This is a genomic window from Streptomyces sp. YIM 121038, from assembly GCF_006088715.1.
GTDB lineage: Bacteria > Actinomycetota > Actinomycetes > Streptomycetales > Streptomycetaceae > Streptomyces.
Window position 1 is genome coordinate 909999 of sequence record NZ_CP030772.1, and the last position, 21421, is coordinate 931419.

The following is a 21421-nucleotide window of genomic DNA, read 5'->3' on the forward strand; positions in this document are numbered from 1 at the left end:
TGTTGTGCCGAGCCCGTACCCGCAGATCGGCCGGGATGATCGGACGGGAGGCCTGGGTGGGAGCGTGTGTCCGCTCCAGGTGCGGTATGCCTTTTTCTGTGCGGGTTTACCCGGTGATGGTGTCTTGTGGGTCCGGGGGGAATGGGACTCCGATGAGTGTGGCGAGTTCGGTGGCCAGGACTGCCGGGGTCGGGTAGGCCATGATGATCTTTTGTGTGATCTTGATGTGGAGTGCGGCCTGGAGGCGGTGCCGCAGTTCGAGGGCGAGCAGGGAGTCGAAGCCGAGGGACCTGAGTTCGACTTGCGGGTCGAGGGGGGCGGTGCCGAGGTGGAGGACGGCGCGGATGTGGTCGGCGAGGTAGTTCTCCAGCCAGGCCCGGCGGCGGGGTCCGGGCGGCAGTGAGAGGAGGGTATCGCGGACGGCATCACCGGAGGCAGGAGCGTGTGCGGGGCCCGGGCTGCTGGCGGGGGCATGGTTGGGGGCTCCGGGAGGAGGCGGGATGACGCGGCTGAGAAGCGAGGAACTGGTGAGGATGCTGAAGGCCTGGCAGAGGCGGTGGATTTCGGGTAGGTAGCTGGCGTGGGGCCGGTCGGTTTCAAGGAGTGTGTGGAGGGCTGCGATGCCGTCTGTGGTGCTGATGGCGGGGTAGCCGCGGTCGGCGAGGTCGGTGGCCAGTCCGGTTTCGCTCCAGGGGCCCCAGGCGATGCTGAGAGCGGGCAGGCCGCGGGCCCGGCGCCAGATGGCGAAGCCGTCGAGCCAGGCGTTGGCGGCTGCGTAGATGCCTTGGCCGGGGGAACCGGTGACGGCTGCGAGGGAGGAGAACAGGACGAACCAGTCCAGGCTGTGGTTTTCGGTGGCCTCGTGCAGCCGGAGTGCACCGTCGACCTTGGGCCGCCAGACGGTTTGTGTGATCTCCTCGTCGATCTGTACGACGACGGCGTCTCGGAGCACTGCGGCGGAGTGAACGGCTCCGCGCAGCGGGAGTCCAGTCGCGGTGGCCGCCTCGACCAGGGCATGGGCGGTGGATGGGTCACTGATGTCCCCGCGGGCCACGTGAATGTCCGTACCGGCCTGCCGCATGGACGTCAGCCGGAGTTCGGTCTTGGGTGTGGGGGGGCGTCGGCCGTTGAGGACGATACGGCCGGCGCCTTGGCTGGCGAGCCATTGGGCGACTTCCAGGCCGATGCCGGTCAGCCCGCCGGTGATGATGTAGGAGCTGTCGGCCCGGACCACGGGTGGGGGCTGCTGGCGGACGGTGGCCGTTCCGCTCTGGGGGATGCTCAGTACCAGTCGGCCGGTGTGCTGGGCCCTGGCCATCAGGCGGAATGCGTCTTCGGCGTGAGTGAGGGGGAAGGTGCGGTGGATGAGCGGGGGCAGTCCGCCGTCCTGCACTTCGGCCATGGTCTTGCGCAGGAGGCAGGCGAAGCGGCGGGGCTGTTTCTGGGCCAGCAGCCGCAGGTCGACACTGCTGAGTGTGATGTTGCGGTCGAAGGGGCTCATGCCGATGGCGGTGTTGGCGGTGATGTCGCGTTTGCCGATCTCGATGAACCGCCCGCCGGTGCGCAGTAGTTCCAGCCCGGCCTTGAGCGCTGTGCCGGTCAGACAGTTGAGGACGATGTCCACTCCATCGTCATGGATGGTTTGCCGGATTTCGTCGGCGAAGTCCGGGGTGCGGGAGTCCATGACGTGGGTGATGCCCATGTCGCGCAGGTAGGTGCGTTTGGGTTCGCTGCCGGCGGTGGCCAGGATCTCCGCTCCTGCCGCGCGGGCGACAGCGATGGCCGCGTGCCCAACGCCGCCGGAAGCGCAGTGGATGAGCACGCGTTCCCCCGCTTCCAGACGGCCCAGATAGTGCAGGGCGTACCAGGCGCTCAGGTACGGCGCCACCAGAGCGGCGGCAGCTTCGGGAGTCAGATCGGCGGGGGCGGGTGCGAGGAATTCTTCGCGTACGGTCATGAAGGTGCCGAAGGCCCCGTACTGGGGGTTCATACAGACCACACGGTCGCCGACGGTGAAGCCGGTGCCGGGCGCGCCGACGGCGGTGACTACCCCGGCGCAGTCGATGCCCAGTCCGCTCTGGGCGGAGCCTATGTCGTCAGCCAAGCCCATCAGGAGGAGGACATCGCGGAAGTTGACGCCGGCCGCCTGGATCTGGATCTCGGCTTCTCCGGGGTTGGGGGCACGGCGTGGGCTGGCGGTGAGTTCGGCTCCGTCCAGATGCCCGGGCCGGGCCGGGGCGAGATGGAATCCGTCGCTGCCGAAGTCCATCGGTAACAGTGGGCCCCGGCCGCGCTCGTCGGGGGATACCGGGACGTAGGCAAGCCGGGCGACGAGACGGGTATGGAGGCGCAGGGCGACTTCGTCCTCGTCCCGGTCCGCGATCAGCTCGGCGGCCAGTTCCTGCAGGTCGTTGCGGGCGGGATCGGTATCGACCTGGACGGTGCGGAGTTCGGGGTATTCCAGGCCGATGACCCGGCCCAGTCCGCGCAGGGCGCAGTGGGCGATGTCGATGCCGTCGCCGGGGAAAACGGCCCGGGCTCCGCGGGTGACGATCCACAGGCGAGGGGGATCTGGCCACGGGGTGTCGGTGATGTAGCTGACGATGCTGGCCAGCCGGTGCAGGGGGGCCCGGTCGGTGGAAGGTGTTCCGGAGGGCGGGTCGGCGGTGGCCAGGACGACGACACCACGGTAGTCGGGGATGTCCGCGCCGGTGCGTTCTGTGAGGGCAGCGGCCAGTGCATCCAGGCCAGCGGTGGGTGATACGTCGACGATGTCGGCGTCGGCCCGGGCCTCGCGCAGGATATTGCCCAGGGCTGCGGCGGTGCCGTCACCTTCGCCGACGATCAGCCAGCGGCCTTGGTCACCGAGGGCCTTGACGAAGCCGCGTGGGCACGGCTGCCAGTGCACGTCGTAGAAGGACTGCTGGGGCGGGGCATCCGCGCTGCTTGCGCTGTGCCGGGTGTAGCGCACGCCCTCGAAGGAGACCAGGGTGTGACCGGTGCCGTCCAGCAGCCGGACCGCTCCGCGGCCACGGTCCCCGTCCTGGGCTGTGAGCTGTCCGGTGCAGTGCTGGGCCTGGCCGGCGTCAGCGTAGAAGCGCAGGGATGCCACCCCGGTGACCAGCAGTGTCCCGCTGGCCCGGTCGGAGGTGGGGGTCGGGTGGGTGAAGGCCAGTGCCTGTATGCAGGTGTCGAGGAGCACGGGGTGGCAGCGGAAGGAGCCCGTGGGGCCGCCGCGGGCTGACACGGGCAGCTGGATGTCGGCGTAAGCGGTGATGGGGGCCGTGCCTGCGCGGCGCAGGCGGGTGATCCCTGCGAATGCCGGGCCCAGGCCGATTCCGAGCAGGGTGCGGGCCTGTTCGTATGCCTCGGCGGCAGGAACGTCCACGGGGTGCGCTGAGGCGAGCGCGATGTGCGGCGGCTGGGGTTCAGGGGGCTCGGCAGGGGTGTCGTGCAAACGGATGGTGGCATGCGCATGGCGTGTCCAGGTCTGATTCTCGTCGCGGGCCCAGACGGCGAATTCGGCGGCATGCTCGTCCGTGCGGCTGGCAGTGGAGGTGACGGCGGTGCGTTCGTCGAGCTGGAGTAGTTCTTCGAAGGTGGCGTCGGCGACCTCGATGTACTCCGGTGTGGTGTTGAACAGCTCGCAGCCGGCGGCCAAGGCCATCTCGCAGTACGCGGCACCGGGCAGCACTGTGTCTCCGTGCACCGTGTGGTCGGTGAGCCAGGGCAGCGAGTCGGGTCCGATCTCACCGTGCCATAGGTGTGCGTCGGGCCGGTCGGGCACGGCGGTGTGGACGCCCAGCAGCGGATGCCCCCTCCTAGTGGCGAGGGCGGGGGAGCGGTCGGGGAGATCGAGCCAATACGAGCGGCGGTCGAAGACGGTGGTGGGCACCTCCGCGAGTGCCGCATCCCGGTACAGGGGGGACAGGTCGACCGTAAGCCCCGCGCAGAAGGCGGCACCCAGCTGGGTACGCATCGTGGTCAGCGCATCCTCGTCACGGCGCAAAGTGGACAGTACGACATGTCCCTCCGTCAGCTGGTCGAGAGTGGTACTCACGGCCCGGGCCAGCAGGGGGTGGGGGGAGACTTCGATGAAGACGCTGTGCCGGTCGGCGGCGGCCGCCGCCACCGCGTCCATGAGGCGCACCGGTCGGCGGAGGTTGGCGACCCAGTAGTCCGCGTCGTATCGCGGCGTGCGGCGGGGGTCTTCCAGGGCCGTCGAGTACGTCGCCAACCGCGGGGCCCCTGGGGTGAGGTCCTGCAGCGCCCGGGTCATACGGGGGAGCAGCGGGTCAAGTTGCGGGCAGTGCGAGGCCACGTCGACGGCGACCGTTTCGGCGGGGATACCCCGCGCCTCCCACGCGTCCACCAGGCGCGCGATCTGTGCGGCGTCTCCGGAGACCACGGTGGACTCCGGGGCGGCGATGACGGCAACGACCACGGCGGAGGCCTGGTGGATGGCCAGTTCCTCGGCGACCTGCTGGTGAGGCAGCGTGACAAAGGCCATGGCCCCGGTCCCTGACAGTTCCGTTAGCAGCCGGGAACGGCGGCAGACCACCTTGGCCCCGTCGCCGGGGGAGAGGGCCCCGGCGATCACCGCGGCGGCGGCCTCGCCCATCGAGTGCCCGATCACCGCAGCCGGCTCGACCCCGTAGTGCCGCCATGTCGCCGCCAGCGCCAGATGCATTGCGAAGATCGCCGGCTGGACCCGGCCGACACCGCGCACCGTATCTGGCGCGGTGAGGGCCCGCGTCACCGAGAAGCCCGCCTCCTGCTGGATCAGCGGTTCGACCTCCTCCAGGGCCGCCGCGAAGGCGGGTTCCTTCTCCAGCAGGGCGGCGCCCATGGCAGCCCACTGGGAGCCGTGCCCGGAAAACACCATCACGGGCCGGCGCTTGATGCCGCGGGGCGCGGTCCCAGAGCGCAATGCCGGATCGGACCGCCCCTCCGCGAAGCCGCGCAGCGTGGCTGTCAGGTGCTCCCGGCCAGTGGTGGCCACCGCCAGCCGCCCCGGGGACGGGTCGCGCCGCAGCGCCAGCGTATGGGCCAGGTCACGCACCGGAACCTGCGCCCCTTCCCCTTCGACCCAGCTGGCCAGCCGGGCGGCAGCTGGGCCAAGGACCGCGCCGGAGGAAGCGCTCAGCACCACCACGTCCGGGCCGTCCGGCCGGGATGCGCGAGTAGCGGCAGGCTTTCCGCCGGCCGTGGCCGTACGCCGGGGCGCCTGGTCCAGGACGATGTGCGCATTGGTGCCGGACACACCGAACGCGGAGACCGCCGCCGTGCGCGGAGCCCCCTGCACCGGCCACGGCGTGGGGTGAGTGGGGACGAACAGTCGTGTGGCCGACGGGTCGATCTGCGGGTTCCACCGAGTGAAGGCGGCGTTGGCAGGGACGGTGCCGTTGCGAAGGCACTGGACTGCCTTGATGAGCCCGGCGACCCCGGCGGCGGGCTCCAGGTGCCCGATGTTTCCCTTGACCGCTCCCAGCGCGCACCGGCCCCGCCCCTGTCCGTACACCCGTGCCAGCGCCGCGAACTCGACCGGATCGCCGACGGGCGTGCCGGTGCCATGGGTCTCCACCAGACCCACGCCAGCCGGATCGATACCGGAACGCGCCACTGCCTCACGCAATACCATGGCCTGAGCCTCGGTGGACGGCATCATCATCAACTCGTGCGAGCGGCCCTCCTGATTGACCGCTGACCCGCGGATCACCGCAAGGACCCGGTCGTCGTCCTGCTGTGCGTCATCCAGCCGCTTGAGAACCACCACACCACAGCCCTCACCCCGGACGAACCCGTCGGCCGCCGCATCGAATGCGTGACAGGCACCGGATGCCGACATCATATTCAGCTGCGCGAAAGTGACCAGCCCATGCGGAGCCAGAATGAGGTTCACCCCCCCGGCGAGCGCCAGGTCGCAATCCCCGGAGGCCAGACTCCGGCACGCCATATGCACTGCGGTCAGGGACGAGGAACATGCCGTGTCCAGCGTCACGCTGGGACCATGCAGTCCCAGCAGATGCGACACCCGTCCCGTGGCGACACTCATCAACGTGCCGAAGCCGAGATGCCCGCTCCACTGATCCAGCCGGTCCCCCCAACGCATGGAATAGTCCGGATAGCACATGCCGACAAACACCCCCCCGCGTGCGCCGGCCAGCGAGCTGGGCGGAATCCCGGCGTGCTCCACGGCCTCCCACACGACCTCCAGCAGCAGCCGCTGCTGAGGATCCACCTGCGCCGCCAGCCGCGGAGACATCCCGAAGAACTCCGGGTCGAACCCCTTGACATCCGCCAGAAAACACCCATGCTCCGGCAGAGGCTGCGGGTCCAGCTCCCCCAGCATCCGCGGATCCCACCGGTCCACCGGCAGCGGACACACAACCTGACGCCGTTCCTGCAGCAGCCGGTCGAAAGCCGACGGCGAATCGACACCACCAGGGAAACGACATCCCATTCCCACAACGGCGACCGGAACATCGCTCATAACGCCGCTCCTCCAAGTTTTGGTCACTAGCGTTGCGTAACTCCGTTGCTGTCACTTCGTTGGCGCTGCGCGGTACTGCCGGAGGCGGCCCTGAGGGTGAAAGAACTGGTCATCGCGGCCGGGAAACGCGTAGCCCGTCCGGTGCAGTGGCGCGAGGGCTCCCGGCCGGGCAGCGGCCGCAGCGGAGACAAGCGCATGTACTCGCGCTTCGTGGCCCTGTGGATCCGCCCCGCCGGACGTGAAGTCCGCAAAGCCACGGCCGGCACCGAGCTGCCGGTGCGCTGGCTGCTGGCCGAATGGCCCGCCGACCAGGACGAACCGGTGCAGTTCTGGCTCTCCAGCCTGCCCGAGCACACCCCGCTGCCCGTCCTGGTCCGCACCGCGAAACTCCGCTGGCGCATCGAAAACGACTACCGCGAGATGAAACAGGCCCTGGGCCTGGCCCGCTTCGAAGGCCGCACCTGGCCCGGCTGGCACCACCACACGTCACCCTCGTCTCGGTCGCCCACGCCTTCTGCACCCTGCAGCGGCTGACCCGCTCCCCAAAAGAGACGGCGCCAGCCTGAGCCTCTACCGAGTCGTCCGCGAAGTGCAGCTACTCCTCGCACTCTGGACCGGCGCCTGCCCCACCTGTCACCGCGACATCCCCGACCCCGCACCAACCCGACCAAGCCCTACTAGCAGTTCTCGGCGCAGGCCCGGTGCGGCCAGTCCTGAACGTGCCCCGCACTTCCGACAGTTCAAGAATAATCTTCGCTGCCCGGGCGGCGGCTGTCAGGTGGCAGAGCCCGCATCGGCGTCTGCTACTGCACCCCTATCCGGGGCGTAGAATTGCTGACACCACTTACGATATGAGCCGATGGGCCCTTCCTCCCTGACCAGTGCGGGAGGACTGGTGTAATGCTTCCGGTCCCAGATTCCGTGGTCAGGCGCCGCGTCAGCCATCAGCATCCGCATATTCATTGGAGTGATGGTACGGGAGAACCATGCGACGAGCTTTTCGGGCAGTCGGCGCCGCCATCCGAATCCAGGATCCAGGGATACGGAGCTCACACCTAGGGCGAGATGGACACGCCACGGCTCAACGGGGCGCGGAGAAGCCATGACAACCATCTTGAGGCCGATTTTCGGAACATGGAATGTCGCCTCAAAAAACCCCAGGCCGTGGAGCGAAATGTCAAGATCACTTTCGAGTACGCCGAATGGAGGGAACGGCCTGGAGAATCGCAGGGCGGCCGAGTACTCATGCTTGTCCGCGACCGGCGGCCTCCTCATGAAGCAGTCGGCATACCCGTGCACGGCACGGGTATGCCCCGCATCAAAGATATTCTCACAAACCTCTTGAGGATGAGTGTGAAGATCGAACGTTTTGAATAGCGGAGCGCGGCTTGCCTGCCCCGGCAGTTGCGGAAGGCGCCATGAAGGGGTTTCACCTCCCTGTCCCGACCAGGCAAATATTCCTCCATTCATTTCTTCGCTATGGAGAGTGGAAACGCGCCGTTGGATGAGCGGCACATCGTATCCCGGGCCCACACGCACATTGTTCCCATCCGGGCCGAAGGCAAAATGATGGAACGGACAGACAATCTCCTCACCATCCACCCACCCGCAACCCAGGTGCGCACCAAGATGCGGGCAGTAAGGGCGCACCACCCGCAGCCGCCCGCTCCGGGTCCGGTACACCACCACGTCTTCTCCCATGAACCGCCTGGTCACCACGCTCCCCGGAGGCACCTCGGCGGACGGCGCGAGCATGAACCACCCTTGGGGATACGGCAGCGGCACGGGCCCGGATTCGTACGCGAAGGCCGGACGCTCCTGCTTGACGAGCCTCTTCTTCCACTGCGATGCCATGATTGCCCCTTGAATTCACGTGCCGTTTGACGCCCCGAGGGGGCAGGTTGAATACTGGAGATTATTCAGAACTGTTTCTGCGGCTCGGTGTCCTCCCGTTCGTCTACGAGAGGATAGAACTGCCTCGCCCAGCGCCGGAATTCGCCGATCGGGCCGTCCTTTGCGTTCAGGCCGGGGTGCGGTAAGTGTCGCTTGTGGTTCCACATCAGAGTGTCGTCGTAGAGGTCAGGTATGGCTGCCTGGACCAGGAGCCTCGCCAGCACCTTCGCCAGAGATTGCATCAATCGCCAGCGGGCGATCTGTGAGGCTTCGGGCAGATGCAGTCGCATCGCCATCGTGACTTGGGTCCTCCATGGACCCGTCGGGGTGGCAAGCATCCAGAAGAGAATTTTCAGCCGGCCGCCCAACGTGGATATGCTCGCGTACATACCCGAAAGGCCGAGTATTGTGATGTCGGCCTCCTGGCGCGTTTGTATCATCGGGATGAATTTGCGAGACCCTTTGCATCCAATGTGGAACAGGGGGTCGTCGATCCTGGCCGGCGCCTTGGGCGCAAGGGTCATCCGGTGAAGTTCCTTTAAATGCTGCGCGTCGACAGCGTTCTCGCAGACCTCCTGCGGATGCGTCGCAGACTCAACCACACGCCAGGCTAAGGGCCCTTGCATCTCAATTCCCAGTTTGCCAACTCCGAGATGGGCACCAAGATGGGGACAGTGAGGGCGCGTCACGCCGAGATCGCCGCGCGCCGTCCGGGAAACGACGACATCCTCGCCGGCCAGTCGCCGGGTCCTTATCGTTCCCGGCTTCCATTCACTCGAGAACCCAACAGCGAACCAGCCGTCAGGGTAAGGCAGCAGCTGCCGCCCCTCTTCGTAGCCCAGGGAGACTCCCTCTGCCCTGCTTCGGCGAGTGCGCATTTCGATTTCCCGGTGTGCAGGGCGCTGACATTCCCCAGCAGGGTCCGGAAAATATTTCCGGGGCGAGCGAGCATCCAGAGTGAGGATTCCACCGGCATAGCGGTGAACATCATTGGTCCCTTAAGCAGGTAGCAGCACACGTGCATGGTTATCAAGAAACGCCGGGCATGGCTCTCCCCATTCACCAGAAGACAGCGGCGCGGTGCGCACGCCGCTCGTACACCGTCACAGGGTGCGGCCAGGCAAGGAAACAGTCGGAATCCGCACCGCAGCCTCCTTGGACCTGGAACACCTATTCTGCAATCTTCGTGGAATAGCTCCACCGGAAGACCGGGAGCAATCGGCCGCCCACCTCACGAACCTCGCAGGTGCGAACATAGTGCTCACGGCCATTGAGATAGATGAGAGAGACCTTGTCCGTCATGCGATTGCCCGTCAGAGCTGTCGTGGACGGCAAGGCCACCGGTCCGCCCTCTAGCGCCACCAGATCTTCCACATGGCACAACAAGGACTCATTCATGAGCGGGTCTCCATCCGTGACACATCAGCGATCCGTGACGCTGAAGCACACCAACCACTGCTCTGCGGGAAGCGGCGGTGTACCAGGACGCGCCGACCCCTGCGCGGAGGGAACGGCATTCACTACTCTGCTTGGGGATGTGCCCGCCTGGAGCGAAGAGATAAACCAACGGCGCATCCCAACAGGAAGCGTGGAGCGCACACGGCGCATACACTCCCCTCCTGTAGATGCTATTGGCTTAGTCCGCACCACCGCGATCCTATGGTGCGCCCCTTGCGCTCTCAGGGCACAAGCGTTCTCAGCGCGATGACGGCGGCTACGGCTGGGGCTGCAGGACTAATGAGTGATCTGGGCATAGCCGATCCCTCGCCTGTGAAACACCGTCACCCGGCGGACGCATCCAGGGCGAACCGTGTTTCATAAGTTGTCGCAAACGGCTCGACGTTTTGCAACAACTCATGAAACAGTCGGGGCTCGTGAGCGACGACTTCAAGCGCGTGGAAACGCACTACTGCCCGATGTCCACCTGCGCCGCCCCCGCGGGCTCGCCGTGCCGCACCGGCAAGGGCAAGGTGGCCATCCAGTACCACACCAGTTACACCGAAAGCTTGGCTCTGTCCCGTAGTCGGTGGTGACGGCGGGTAGCCGTCCTTGATCGTGATCTCGTGATGGATGTCAACTCCTTGGTGGGAGCGGTGTTTTCGGGGCTGTCGCTGTTGGTCGTCGAGGATGTGGCGGACGGCGGCGACTCGGTCGTGGTCATGGCCCGCACTCGGGATGCCGCGGTCCCGTGCCCGGCGTGCGGGACGCCGACGGCGAAGGTGCACGGGTACCACGGGCGGACGGTGAGGGACCTGCCTGTCGATGGGCGGCCAGTAGTGCTGCACCTGCAGGTCCGGCGGCTGGTCTGTCCCGTCGTTGGCTGTCGACGGCAGACCTTCCGCGAGCAGGTCCCCGGACTGGTGGAACGTCATCAGCGCCGCACGGTTCGGCTGGCCGCCCAGATATCCCAGGTGGCACGGGAGTTATGCGGCCGTGCGGCTGCGCGTCTGGCCGGCCTGCTGGCCATGCCGGTCTCCCGCAGCACCGCGCTGCGCTATCTGAAGTGCCTGCCGCTGCCCGAGCGACCTGTGCCGAGGGTGATCCGGCGTGGATGATTTCACCCTGCGGCGGCGCCACCGCTACGCGACGATCATCACGGATGCCGAAACCGGCCGGCGCATCGCTGTCCTGCCCGGCCGCGAGATGGCCACCCTTGAGTCCTGGCTGCGGACGCACCCAGGTGTCGAGGTCGTCTGCCGGGACGGACCGGCCAGCCACGCCGAGGCCATCCGTCGCGCCCTGCCCGCCCCGGTGCAGGTGAGCGACCGCTGGCACCTGCGGCGAAATCTCTGCGGCAAGGTCCTGCTCGAAGTCCGCGCGCACACCGGCTGCCGGGCCACCATCAACCCGCCGCGCCCCGGCGGGGTGCGCGAGCAGACCACCCGCGAACGCTGGAACAAGATCCATGATCTCCTCGGGCAGGGCACCGGCCTGCCCGACTGCGCCCGCCGCCTGAACCCGGCCCTGAACACCGTCAAACGCTACGCCCGCATGCCCGAACCCCAAGCCCTGCGCATCACGCCCCATTACCGCCCCGGCCTCGTCGACCCCTACCGCGATCACCAGCGCGAGCGTCGCAAGGCCAACCCGGCGGAGCCGGTCACCCACCCCCTGCAAGAGACCAGGGAGTCGGGCTGCACAGGCAGCACCAACCTGCTGGTCCGCTACCTCAACCAGGGCCGCGCCGAGGATGATCGCCCGGTGACCACCGCACACCAGGCCACGCGGCTCCTGCTCACCCATCCCGAGAAGCTTCGCCGGAAGGACGCCACCCTGCTGCAGCAGACCGCCGCGGCCTGCCCGGAAATGACCGCGCTCGCCGAACTCGTACGCGGCTTCGCCACCTTGCTGAGACCCGCCGAGGGCAACGACATCCAACTCACCCAGTGGATCGCGTCCGCCCGCGCTGCCGGACTGCCCCACCTACGCAGTTCCACCAACAGCCCGGAGATCGACCGGCCCGCCGCGAACGCCGGCCTCACCCTTCCGTTTCACAACGGCCGCACCGAAAACGTCAACACCCGCACCAAGCGGATCATGAGACAGATACACAGCCGCGCCGGATCCGATCTCCTCCTCCCCTGACCACTCGGTGTCACCACCGACTACGGGACAGAGTCTGATTTCTTGTGTTCCCCGGGCGGTTCGGTGTTCGGGCGGCGCTTGATCGGGGTGATCACCGTGCCGCCAGCACCTTGGTATCCCCTGTCTGCCAGGACCTCGGGGTCCAGTGCGGCGCAGGCGTCGGCGATGCCGTGCTCGCGGGCGGCCCTGACATCGTGGGTGGTACCGGGCAGGGCAGGCGAGAGCCACAGCTGGTTTTCCCCTCCTGCGCGGTGATGACCCGCGGGTTCACGCCCTCACTACGGGCTTTGCCGGAGAAGTGCCCCTCGGCCTGGACCCGGTCGGTCTCCGCGACGGTGGCGTCGAGCAGCACGTATCCGTTCGCGTGGCGGCTGGTGAGCGTGCCCAAGATCAGACCGAGCCGAGATCAACCTCTACAGGGAAGGGGGCGACGGCCTTCACGGCGCCGGTGAACATGTCGCCTTCCCGGTACGCCTGGGCCGCGGGATCGAGGACGTACGTGTAGACCAGGGGAACCCCCGTCGCGGCCTGCTCGATCCTCCAGTAGAAGGCGATGCCGGCCTTGGCGTACTGGTCCGTCTTCACGATCCGGTCGGTTGTCTCCGAGCCCGGGGAGACGACCTCGGCGACCAGGAGCACGTGCTCGGCGCGGGTGGGTGAGATGTCGATGGTGTCCGCCCGGTAGACGACAACGTCCGGGCGCCGGTTGGTGAGGGGGATGTCCTGGAGGCGGACGTCGAAGTCGGTGTCCGCGTTCCACTGCGGTCCCGCTGCGGCGTCCAGCGCGTTCGCCAGGATGCGGGCCAGCCGGTTGTGCCTCTTGGATGCGCTGGGGCTCACCACGACCATCCCGTCCACGATCTCGATGCCAGCGCAGCGCTCCTCGGGCCAGGAGTCATACTCCTGTGCCGTGATCTGCTCATGCATCCACGCCGGAGCCACCGTCTCCGCGCTCATGACGTACCTCCCATGCCCGCGCAAGCGGGTTCGCTGCCTGCCGAAATCAGTTTACTGGCCCTGGCCGTGAGCGTCTTCGGCCCCGCCAAGACCAAGACCGATCACACAGGGATAGTCAGGTCGTGGGCGATCCGGAGCGTGATCCACAGGGCCAGGGGCGACCAGTGGGCATGCGTCGCTCGGAATGTCGTCTTCGCGGTAGCGGTGGCCAGGTGTATCTGGCTTGGTATCGGCGTGGTTATTCAGTTCAGATCGTCGCTTGGGTGTGCCCGACGGCCGGTCCTCGGCGTGAAGGATAACTCCAGGCCCCACCGCCTGCGAGCACCAACTGATGATCAGATAGGGGCGGATATCTGTGATAATCGGATCAGCCGAGTTCGATTTGAAGGGTCCCGGCGGGAAGCTTTCCATCGGCCTGTCATTTGGGTGGCGTCGATGCATGCCGACGACGGTGTGTCAAGTACGCGGAATCGTTCCGTCAGGGACGTGATGGCGTGCACTGAATTCACAATATGCAAATTCGCGGGAGAACGACGGGATTGCCTCAGCCTCCGCCACCGCGCACTTCGTAGACGATGCTCACCTACATGCGCTGGGGACGCGTGCCTCCCTGAGCCGTAACCGTCGCCCCGACAATGTGATTACGGGCTGCGGCCCGGATGATTTGAGTCGACAACGTTCGCCGTAGGAAAATGGGTCCTGTGGGTTTCTCTCTCATTCATGCAGAAGCGGTCGAACACCCCTGGCCAATAAGGAGTTGGTCCTATGAGTGCGACAGTGATCGCTGGCCTCGGGGGGTATGTTCCTCCACGGGCGGTGGGGAATGAGACCTTCGCGGCCCGGCTGGGTGTCACTGACGAGTGGATCCGTTCGCGGATTGGCACTTCCCGGCGTCATTTCGCAGGAGAGGGCGTTGCCACTGCGGCTCTTGCTGTGGAGGCAGGGCGGTGCGCTCTGGCTTCGGCTGGGTATGAGACGTGCGATGTGGTGCTGCTTGCTACGACGACACCGGATCGCACCTGCCCGGCGACTGCCCCCGAGGTCGCGTGGCGGTTGGGCCTGGAGACGGCTGCGGCATGTGATGTCTCGGCTGTCTGCGCGGGCTTCGTGTACGCCATCTCGCTGGCTCGCGGCCTCATTGCCGCGGGGGACGCCCGGAGTGTTTTGGTCATCGGGGCCGAGGCTGTCTCGACGATCGTCGACCCTGATGACCGTGCCACTGCCGCCGTCTTCGGGGACGGGGCCGGCGCGCTGGTGTTGAGAGCGGGGGCCCCTGACGAATCGGGGGCGGTGGTGGGGGTCGACCTCGGCAGCGATGGTGCACACAGCGATCTGCTCCAGGTTCCGGCGGGCGGGTCAAGGCTGCCCGCTACTCCCGATGTTCCCCAGCGTGACCGCTTCATGATAATGAACGGACCGGAGATCTACCGGCACGCCGTGCGTCGCATGGCCAGCTCATCACGCAAGGTACTTGACCGTGCGGGGTGGCGGACCAGCGATATCGAGGTGCTGGTGGTGCATCAGGCCAATCGCCGGATCCTGGGCGCGGTCGCCCGGGACTTGGACATTCCCGCACAGCGCGTGGCTCGCAACCTCGAGCGCGTCGGCAACACATCTGCCGCTTCGATCCCGCTGGCACTGAGCCACGCCGCAGACGAGGGCCTGCTCACCGCGGACGCCCGCGTGTTGCTCACCGCGTTCGGTGGCGGCCTGTCGTGGGGCTCGGTCGCACTGACCTGGCCGACCGTGACCGTGGTCGCCCCCACCCTCTTCGCCGACCGGACCTCTGACTGAAGGGCCTCTCTATGAACGACCGCACATACGCTGGGATCCTCGCTGACGTCAGCGAGATCATCTACTCCCTCAATGAGGTGGCCACAAAAGAGGTCTCGGAGTCGGACAGTCTTCAGGACGACCTTGACCTGGACTCTCTTCCGTTGGTCGAGATGGCCTGCGCGGCTGAAGACAAGTTCGGGATCGCGATCCCCCAGGAAGACCTCTTCGAATTCCGCACGGTCGCGGACGTCACCTCGTACGTACACAAGAGACTCGACAGGGCCTGAGCCTGTCCCCGCCTTGTCTTCTCTGATCGCGCATGGCCGCGAACACAGTTTCTGCCACGAGGGGTTGAAATCCATGAAGACAGACGAAGCAGCCATCGACTGCCAGCCGTACGCGACCTTGCTGGAAGAGCTGAGAGGGAGCCTGCCCGCGGTCCCACGGAATGATCTCCAGGGCTTCCTTATCCACGCGGCAACGGCTAGCAGGCGGCTTCCCTCCCAACTAGGGGAGAGACTCGACCAGTTCCGGACCCACAGCAATCACTCTGGCTACCTGCTCCTTCGGGGACTGCCCATCGTCCAGACCGAGGTTCCCGAGACCCCCAGGGCCGAGCCTGAGCCTGCCGAGCGACCGCTCATGGCCGCCGAGGCTTGGCTGGCGCTGCTCGGATCACGGCTCGGTCTCGCCATCGGGTACCGGGAGTCTTGGCACGGCTCGGTCCTGCAGGACGTTGTCCCCTCGCCTTCCGTACCTCACCCGCCAGTCGGAGCACCACTGTCGGCACTGCGGTTCCACACAGACCTCCCTTACCACCGGCATCAGCCCGACTACGTCATGCTGGCGTGCTCACGTACCGACCCGGGCCGGGTAGCCGCCACCATGGTCGCCTCGGCCCGCCGGGTCATCCCCCAGCTTGCCGAAGCGGACCGACGCCTCCTACACGACGAACTCATCCCTTGTCGAGTCGATCCCGCCTTTCGCGATGCGCACAGCACACCCGGTGATGTCAGGGTGCGCGTACTTTCCGGCCCCCAAGACGACCCGCACCTGGCGTACGACCGCGAACTGCTGGATCCCGGCACCGACGCGACGCGCGCGGTGCTGCACCGCCTGTCCGAAACCGTGGACAGGACCGCGACGGGCGAGCACTGGCAGGCCGGGGACGTACTGATCGTCGATGCCCGCCGCACGACCTACGCCTGCGTGCCCTACACCACCACCTGGGACGGCCGGGACCGCTGGCTGCACCGTCTCTTCATCCGCGACCCGCTGCGGCACACCGGCGCGGTCGTGCCCTTCGCCCCCGCCGAACCGAGGTGAGGTGCCGTGCATGAGGATTCTTCCGCCCTCTTCCTGGTCGGGGACCGCTTCAGCGGATTCGCCGGCCAGCAGGTACGTCCGGTGTCGCAGTTCCGCCGTGAGCTGGAGGAAGGGCGGTACGACTCCGACGGCAAGGAACTACGCCTGCTGTGCGGTCAAGGAATCGACGAGCCCACCTGGCACGCCATCCGCGCGGAGATCCATGCCCGGGGCCTTGAGGCAAGACTGGCTCCGGGTATGGCACCGCCGTTGGCGTGTCAGCCGGAGGTCAACAAGCTTCGCGAGCCCAATGTACTGATCGCCGACCTGGCGCTGACCGGCGGCGAGGGGTTCTGCGCCGCGCTGCGCGTGCACAACGACAACGAGCTCTTGCTGGATCACCCCAGTGACCATGTGCAGGGGATCGTGCTTGCCGAAGCCATGCGTCAGATGGCCCGTGCCGTGGGAGCACGCTACATCGATGTCCCCTGGCCCAAGCCAGAGTCCTATTTCGTCATGGACTGTTTGAACATCATGTTCAGCAGCTTCCTCTACCCCCTCCCGGCCATTATCACCGCACACCGCACCGGCCTGCGGCAGGGTTCCAGCGTGCGTTACCAGCTACACCTCACCATCCGGCAGGCCGGGCGCACCGCAGCCGAAGGGGACGTCGACGGCACGATCTTCCCCCAACGCTCCATGCAATCCGCCGAGCGATATCTGGCCAGCCAGACCGTACGCCAACTGCTGTTGCCCCATGACTGACAGCACCGGCTCCGGCGATGTCGCGGCGTTCTTCGACGTGGACGAGACACTGCTCGCCTGCAAGAGCATGCTCCGCTTCCTTGAGTTCTTCCTGAAATCACAGGGTGAGCCGACGGCGACCTACCAGCGCCTGACTCGGGAGCTGGCCAGTCGAGTCCATGCCGGAGTACCGCGGGAGAAGGTCAACCGTGCGTACTACCGCCTCTTCGCCGACGAGTCAGCTGAACGGCTCGCAGAGCTGGGCCGAACGTGGCTGGCCGCCGAGGCGAATCTCGGCGGACTGCTCCTGCCCGAGCCGATAGCCGATCTCGCCAGACACCGCATCGGTCACACTCCCGTCCATCTCGTCTCCGGCTCCTTCTTCGCCTGTCTCGACCCGCTCGCCGAGGCGCTCGGAGTCTCCGGAGCGCACGGCACCCCAGTGGTCATCCGTAGAGGTCGACTTACCGGGGAGGTGACCGTCCCCATGATTGGAAGAGCCAAGGCAGACAAAGTCCGTTCCCTGATGTCTGCCTCCTCCATCCCGCCCCGGCACTGCTTCGCCTACGCCGACCACGCCAGCGACCTGCCGATGCTGCAACTGGTCGGCCACCCGGTTGTCGTCGGCGACGATCCCGTCCTCACCGCCGCGGCCCACGACCGTGGATGGCGGCATCTACGCGGCATCCCCACCCCAACTGCCCCGGCAGGAGACAGCCATGCCCCACACACTCATGATCCTCGCTGAGGCCCGATGTCTGCCAGGAACCGAGGACGAGGCCGCCGCAGTGTGGCGGAAGATCGCCGACGCGATGAACACTCCATCCCAGCTCTACAAGGAACACGAGGACAACGTCCTCCTCAGCCTCACGCCCGTCACCGACGCCACACTGCCCGCCTACCTCGCTCAACAACATCGGAGCCAGCTTGTAACGTTGTCGCCCCTGCTGGTGCGGGACATCCGCAGTCAGGTCTTGGAGGAAGTGGAGACCGTCCGGCCTGCCAGCAGCGCATCCCCGTATGCAACCTGGCTGCAGGTCCGGCACGTAGAGGTCGTCCCCCAGCGCATCCCCGAATACCGGGCTTGGCGTGAAAGGACCATCTTCAACGTGGTGCGGGGCATGCCCATGATTACATCGTTTACCGCCTATGACTCGCTGATCAGCTCGGACCCGGGAGTGACCTTTCTGGTCGGCTACGAGGGGCAGCGTGCGGACATCGAGGCGGCGTTCATCTCGCCCGAATACGCGCGCATCGCCCAGGAGGCAAGGCAGTTCCTCGTCGGATCCCCGCCCACGCTCACGGTTAGGACATTCAAACGCCTCACCGCCTGAACGCGTCCTTGGAGTGGAGATTGGGTGACAGGACGACCGCTCTACCGTCAGGAGCAACGATGACGGCCTCGGCTACCCACCGCCTCACCCCGACCACCCAGGGGCCAGCGTATCCCCCCAGTGAACTGATGGACAGCGAAGGGCACTTCGTTGTCGTCGGCAGGATCCACCGCACGGCTCCGGACGGCTCGGTCGGCAGCCCCTGGGGCGCTGCGCTGGTCCACAAAGATACGCCGCTTCCCTCCTTCGGGCAGCGCCTTCCATACCGCATCGTCCGGGAACTGTCCACGCCCCTCTCCACGGCGGATCACGATGTGATCCTGCACACCCTGCCGCTGCCCCTGCCCTGCAGCAATGCCCCCATGGTTTTCGCACCGGAGCAACTCTCCCACCCCGGATGCGTCCAGCGCCCCAGCTACCCCCTGCACCAAGTCCCGATTCCCGACTTGCGACCGGCCGATGGACCGAAAGTGACCGAACCCATCGTGCTCGGGCAGTGGCTGCGAGCCTACGGAGAGGTACGCGCACAACTCACCGACCGCGGACGCAAGGCCCGCTTCAGCCTCGACCTCGAAGGCCTCATTCCCGACAGCCTCTACACCGTGATGTCTCTGCGGCGGAGCAATCTCACCCCGCCAACCCCTACCCGCCCCGGACCACTGGGCGTTCCCAATGTCTTCGTCACCGATCGGAAAGGCCGCGGCACCTATACAGCGGAGCTGCCTGATCCCTTCCCGCCACCGGACTCGACCTCCGCACCTGACCGGATCATCAACATCATCATTCTATGGATGAGCTACCAGCAGAACTACGGGGGTGCCATCGCGCTGTTCGGCCTCGGAGCCGACATCCACGCCCAGCTCAAGCTCCCCGACGCCGGGTTCCAAGAACTGGTGACTTCCGCACCCCACAGGCCCCGGCCCTGACCAAGCTTATCCGGGAAGGATCCCCCCATGGCAACACGGACACTCGGCGACAAGCTCACGGTCCCCTCCATCGGTCTGGGCTGTATGGGCATGTCCCACACCTACGGAACCGCCGACGACGAACAGAGCGTTCGTGTCCTCCACCGCGCCCTCGACGTCGGCATCACTCACTTCGATTCCTCCGACGCCTACGGCGCCGGTCACAACGAGGAACTGCTGGGACGAGCGCTGAAGGGACGTCGGGAGCAGGCCGTACTCGCCACGAAGTTCGGCATCACCCGTCTCACCATCCACCCCACCCTCAGCATCGAGCTCGATAACCGCCCCGAATACGTCCACGCCGCCTGCGATGCTTCACTGCGCCGACTCGACACCGACTACATCGACCTGTACTACCTGCACCGCCGTGATTCGTCTGTTCCCATCGAAGAGACTGTGGGAGCCATGGGCGAACTCGTCGCGTCCGGCAAAGTCCGCTTCCTCGGATTGTCCGAAGTCGGGGCTGAGGCCCTGCGCCGCGCCCATGCCACCCACCCCATCACCGCTCTGCAGAGCGAATGGAGCCTGTGGGAACGCGGCATCGAGGACAGCGTTCTTCCCATGGTCCGCGACCTCGGAATCGGCATCGTCCCCTGGGCGCCCCTTGGGCGGGGCTTCCTGGCAGGCACCTTTGCCTCACTCGCAGCGCTCCCGGAGAAGGACCACCGCCGAGCGGATCCGCGCTTCCAGGGGCCGAATCTCACTCAAAACCAGAACGTCGTGCTCCAGCAGGTACGAGAAGCTGCTCGCGCCTCAAGCTGCACGCCCGCCCAACTGGCCCTGGCCTGGCTCCTTTACCAAGGCCCCGACATCGTCCCCATTCCCGGCACCACGAATCCCGGACGGCTCAAGGAGAACGTTGCTGCGGCCACGATCGAGCTGACGCCGGAGACTCTGTCCGCCCTCGACACGGCCCTCCCCGCAGGCACCACGGCAGGCCCCCGTTACCCGCACGAGGCTATGAAGGTGGTCGGCGCCTAAAGCCTGTTGCAGAAGGCCGTGTTCGGGCAGGTCAGGGCTGGTTGAGGGGCACTTTGGTCACGTGGCCAAGGCGAGGTTGTGCATGTGGGCAACAGCGCGGACGGCGTGGTGGAGTCCGTCGCCGCGTTGTCGGCAGTCGCGCAAAATCTTGTAGTTCTTCAGCGCCGCGAAGGTGTGTTCCACCCGTGCTCGCACCCGTCGATGCTCTGCGTTGTCCGCCTCTTCGCCGGGCAGCAGGGCCCGCCGCTGGCGTTTGCGGTGCGGCACCACCAGGCCGGTGTTGACGTACGCGCCGTCGCCCAGCACGGTAACGCCTTCGCAGTGATGGGCCAGGCCGGAGCTCCTCCACACCTGTGCGTCGGCCTTGTTGCCCGGGGCTGGCCGGGCGTTGGCCACCACCAGGCGGGTGTCGGCATCGATGATGACCTGTACGTTCGCCGAGAAGCGGTAGTTGTGCGAGGAGGCGGCAACAGTGCGATCCCGGACCGGGATCAAGGTACCGTCCACGATCCACAACCGCTCCGCGGCATCCGCCGGAGGCGTCACCGGCTCCGGCGTCAGCAGCGGCCCCAGTTTCTGAATCACTCGCACACGGTGGCCGGCGAGACGCCGAACAGCGGCGCCAGTTGCCGCATGGTGAGGTTCGTGCGGTAGTACACAGCCACCAGCAACACCCGCTCGGCCAGCGGGAGACACCATGGCCGCCCCATCATGGGGCCATTGCCTCCGCACTCGCGAACCACCTTCAGCAGCCGCTGGAAGGCACCAAACCGCAGCCCGGTGAACGTCTCCACCCACAACGTCTCAGCCCGCAACACACCACCCATACAAGAGAAGTGCCCAGTTCACAGGCTTCCGCAACAGGCTTTAACCTTGTGATTTATCCGGTGCGGCGTGGTTTGGTGCCGACTTTGTGGTGAGCGGGTCGGCGGTAGGACTCGCCGGTGACCAGGAGCAGGCCCACGTCGTAGCGGTTCGCGGGGCGGCGATTCTTCGAGCCGGGCGGGCGCCCAGGGCCGGGGCGAGCGGGTTTCGGCACTGCGGCCGGTGTTGAGGTTCTGGCGTGCAGGTGTCGGAACCCGCGTCGTACTCGGGCCGGGGTGAGCTTGTTCGGTTCGGCTGGCTTCTCCCACGGCCGTCGCAGGTCAGTGGTCAGGGAGCGGGCGAGGCGGAGCTGGGTGCAGGCGGTGACGATCAGCCAGGTCCAGCGGTCCGCCGGCTCGGCTTCCCGCAGTCTCGGAGCGGTCCAGCCGAGTGTCTGCTTGATCATCCGGAAGAAGTGTTCAAGAAGCTGGCCGCAATGCATGCGTAGGAGAGTCCGGCTCGGGGCAGGCGCCGGTTATAGGAGTGGATGGCCTGCTCGCAGCCGCGGATGCCGTCCGCGCATT

The 21421-nt window shown here is 66.7% G+C and carries 14 protein-coding genes and 4 pseudogenes; 11 read left to right on the forward strand and 7 right to left on the reverse strand.

The genetic code is table 11. The annotated features are described in order from the left end of the window. Nucleotides 1-106 precede the first annotated feature (106 nt). Complete coding sequence (locus tag C9F11_RS46930) at nucleotides 107-6493, reverse strand: type I polyketide synthase (RefSeq protein WP_138968665.1); 6387 nt, start codon at nucleotides 6491-6493, stop codon at nucleotides 107-109. Nucleotides 6494-6763: 270 nt separating this feature from the next. On the opposite strand from C9F11_RS46930, the pseudogene C9F11_RS49590 reads away from it, so the two are divergent. Further along, nucleotides 6764-6982: pseudogene (locus C9F11_RS49590) on the forward strand (transposase); the annotation flags it as partial. A gap of 285 nt (nucleotides 6983-7267) precedes the next feature. On the opposite strand, the gene C9F11_RS46940 reads toward C9F11_RS49590, so the two are convergent. From C9F11_RS46940 to C9F11_RS46950, 3 genes are all read right to left on the reverse strand, one after another. Beyond that, nucleotides 7268-8347 (reverse strand): Rieske 2Fe-2S domain-containing protein, encoded by a 1080-nt coding sequence (locus tag C9F11_RS46940; protein ID WP_249402398.1) that lies wholly within the window; start codon nucleotides 8345-8347, stop codon nucleotides 7268-7270. Between the two features lie 65 nt (nucleotides 8348-8412). Then, nucleotides 8413-9264, reverse strand: coding sequence for a Rieske 2Fe-2S domain-containing protein (locus C9F11_RS46945; protein ID WP_138968668.1), 852 nt, complete (start codon nucleotides 9262-9264; stop codon nucleotides 8413-8415). Nucleotides 9265-9556: 292 nt separating this feature from the next. After that, entirely contained in the window at nucleotides 9557-9784 is a 228-nt protein-coding gene (locus tag C9F11_RS46950) for a DUF5988 family protein (RefSeq protein WP_138968670.1), read from the reverse strand. 476 nt (nucleotides 9785-10260) lie between these two features. Between C9F11_RS46950 and C9F11_RS46955 the strand changes: the two genes are divergently transcribed. Continuing rightward, on the forward strand, nucleotides 10261-10419 hold the full coding sequence (locus C9F11_RS46955; protein WP_249402399.1) for a hypothetical protein: 159 nt from the start codon (nucleotides 10261-10263) through the stop codon (nucleotides 10417-10419). Between the two features lie 60 nt (nucleotides 10420-10479). After that, nucleotides 10480-11971: pseudogene (locus tag C9F11_RS46960) on the forward strand (ISL3 family transposase). Between the two features lie 390 nt (nucleotides 11972-12361). On the opposite strand, the gene C9F11_RS46970 reads toward C9F11_RS46960, so the two are convergent. Beyond that, nucleotides 12362-12928: a Uma2 family endonuclease gene (locus C9F11_RS46970; RefSeq protein WP_138968672.1), complete on the reverse strand. Its 567-nt coding sequence runs from the start codon at nucleotides 12926-12928 to the stop codon at nucleotides 12362-12364. Between the two features lie 765 nt (nucleotides 12929-13693). Here C9F11_RS46970 and C9F11_RS46975 point away from each other — a divergent pair. The 8 genes from C9F11_RS46975 (at nucleotide 13694) to C9F11_RS47010 (ending at nucleotide 20033) form a co-directional block, all read left to right on the forward strand. After that, nucleotides 13694-14722: a beta-ketoacyl-ACP synthase III gene (locus C9F11_RS46975; protein WP_138968674.1), complete on the forward strand. Its 1029-nt coding sequence runs from the start codon at nucleotides 13694-13696 to the stop codon at nucleotides 14720-14722. Between the two features lie 11 nt (nucleotides 14723-14733). Next, nucleotides 14734-14991, forward strand: a complete 258-nt coding sequence (locus C9F11_RS46980; protein ID WP_138968676.1) for a phosphopantetheine-binding protein — start codon at nucleotides 14734-14736, stop codon at nucleotides 14989-14991. Between the two features lie 73 nt (nucleotides 14992-15064). Next, nucleotides 15065-16030: a TauD/TfdA family dioxygenase gene (locus tag C9F11_RS46985; RefSeq protein WP_249402429.1), complete on the forward strand. Its 966-nt coding sequence runs from the start codon at nucleotides 15065-15067 to the stop codon at nucleotides 16028-16030. 6 nt (nucleotides 16031-16036) lie between these two features. After that, complete coding sequence (locus tag C9F11_RS46990) at nucleotides 16037-16774, forward strand: AfsA-related hotdog domain-containing protein (protein ID WP_138968681.1); 738 nt, start codon at nucleotides 16037-16039, stop codon at nucleotides 16772-16774. Beyond that, nucleotides 16767-17501: an HAD-IB family hydrolase gene (locus C9F11_RS46995; RefSeq protein WP_138968683.1), complete on the forward strand. Its 735-nt coding sequence runs from the start codon at nucleotides 16767-16769 to the stop codon at nucleotides 17499-17501. Before C9F11_RS46990 ends, C9F11_RS46995 begins: the two co-directional genes overlap by 8 nt. Next, nucleotides 17473-18087 (forward strand): hypothetical protein, encoded by a 615-nt coding sequence (locus C9F11_RS47000; RefSeq protein ID WP_138968685.1) that lies wholly within the window; start codon nucleotides 17473-17475, stop codon nucleotides 18085-18087. Before C9F11_RS46995 ends, C9F11_RS47000 begins: the two co-directional genes overlap by 29 nt. A 128-nt stretch (nucleotides 18088-18215) precedes the next feature. After that, nucleotides 18216-19013: a hypothetical protein gene (locus C9F11_RS47005; protein ID WP_249402400.1), complete on the forward strand. Its 798-nt coding sequence runs from the start codon at nucleotides 18216-18218 to the stop codon at nucleotides 19011-19013. A gap of 27 nt (nucleotides 19014-19040) precedes the next feature. Further along, on the forward strand, nucleotides 19041-20033 hold the full coding sequence (locus C9F11_RS47010; RefSeq protein ID WP_138968689.1) for an aldo/keto reductase: 993 nt from the start codon (nucleotides 19041-19043) through the stop codon (nucleotides 20031-20033). A 57-nt stretch (nucleotides 20034-20090) separates the two neighbouring features. Here C9F11_RS47010 and C9F11_RS47015 read toward each other — a convergent pair. Together C9F11_RS47015 and C9F11_RS47020 are read right to left on the reverse strand one after the other, a co-directional pair. After that, nucleotides 20091-20860 (reverse strand): annotated as a pseudogene (locus C9F11_RS47015) (transposase family protein). Nucleotides 20861-20913: 53 nt separating this feature from the next. Beyond that, nucleotides 20914-21321: pseudogene (locus C9F11_RS47020) on the reverse strand (transposase); the annotation flags it as partial. Between the last annotated feature and the right edge of the window lie 100 nt (nucleotides 21322-21421).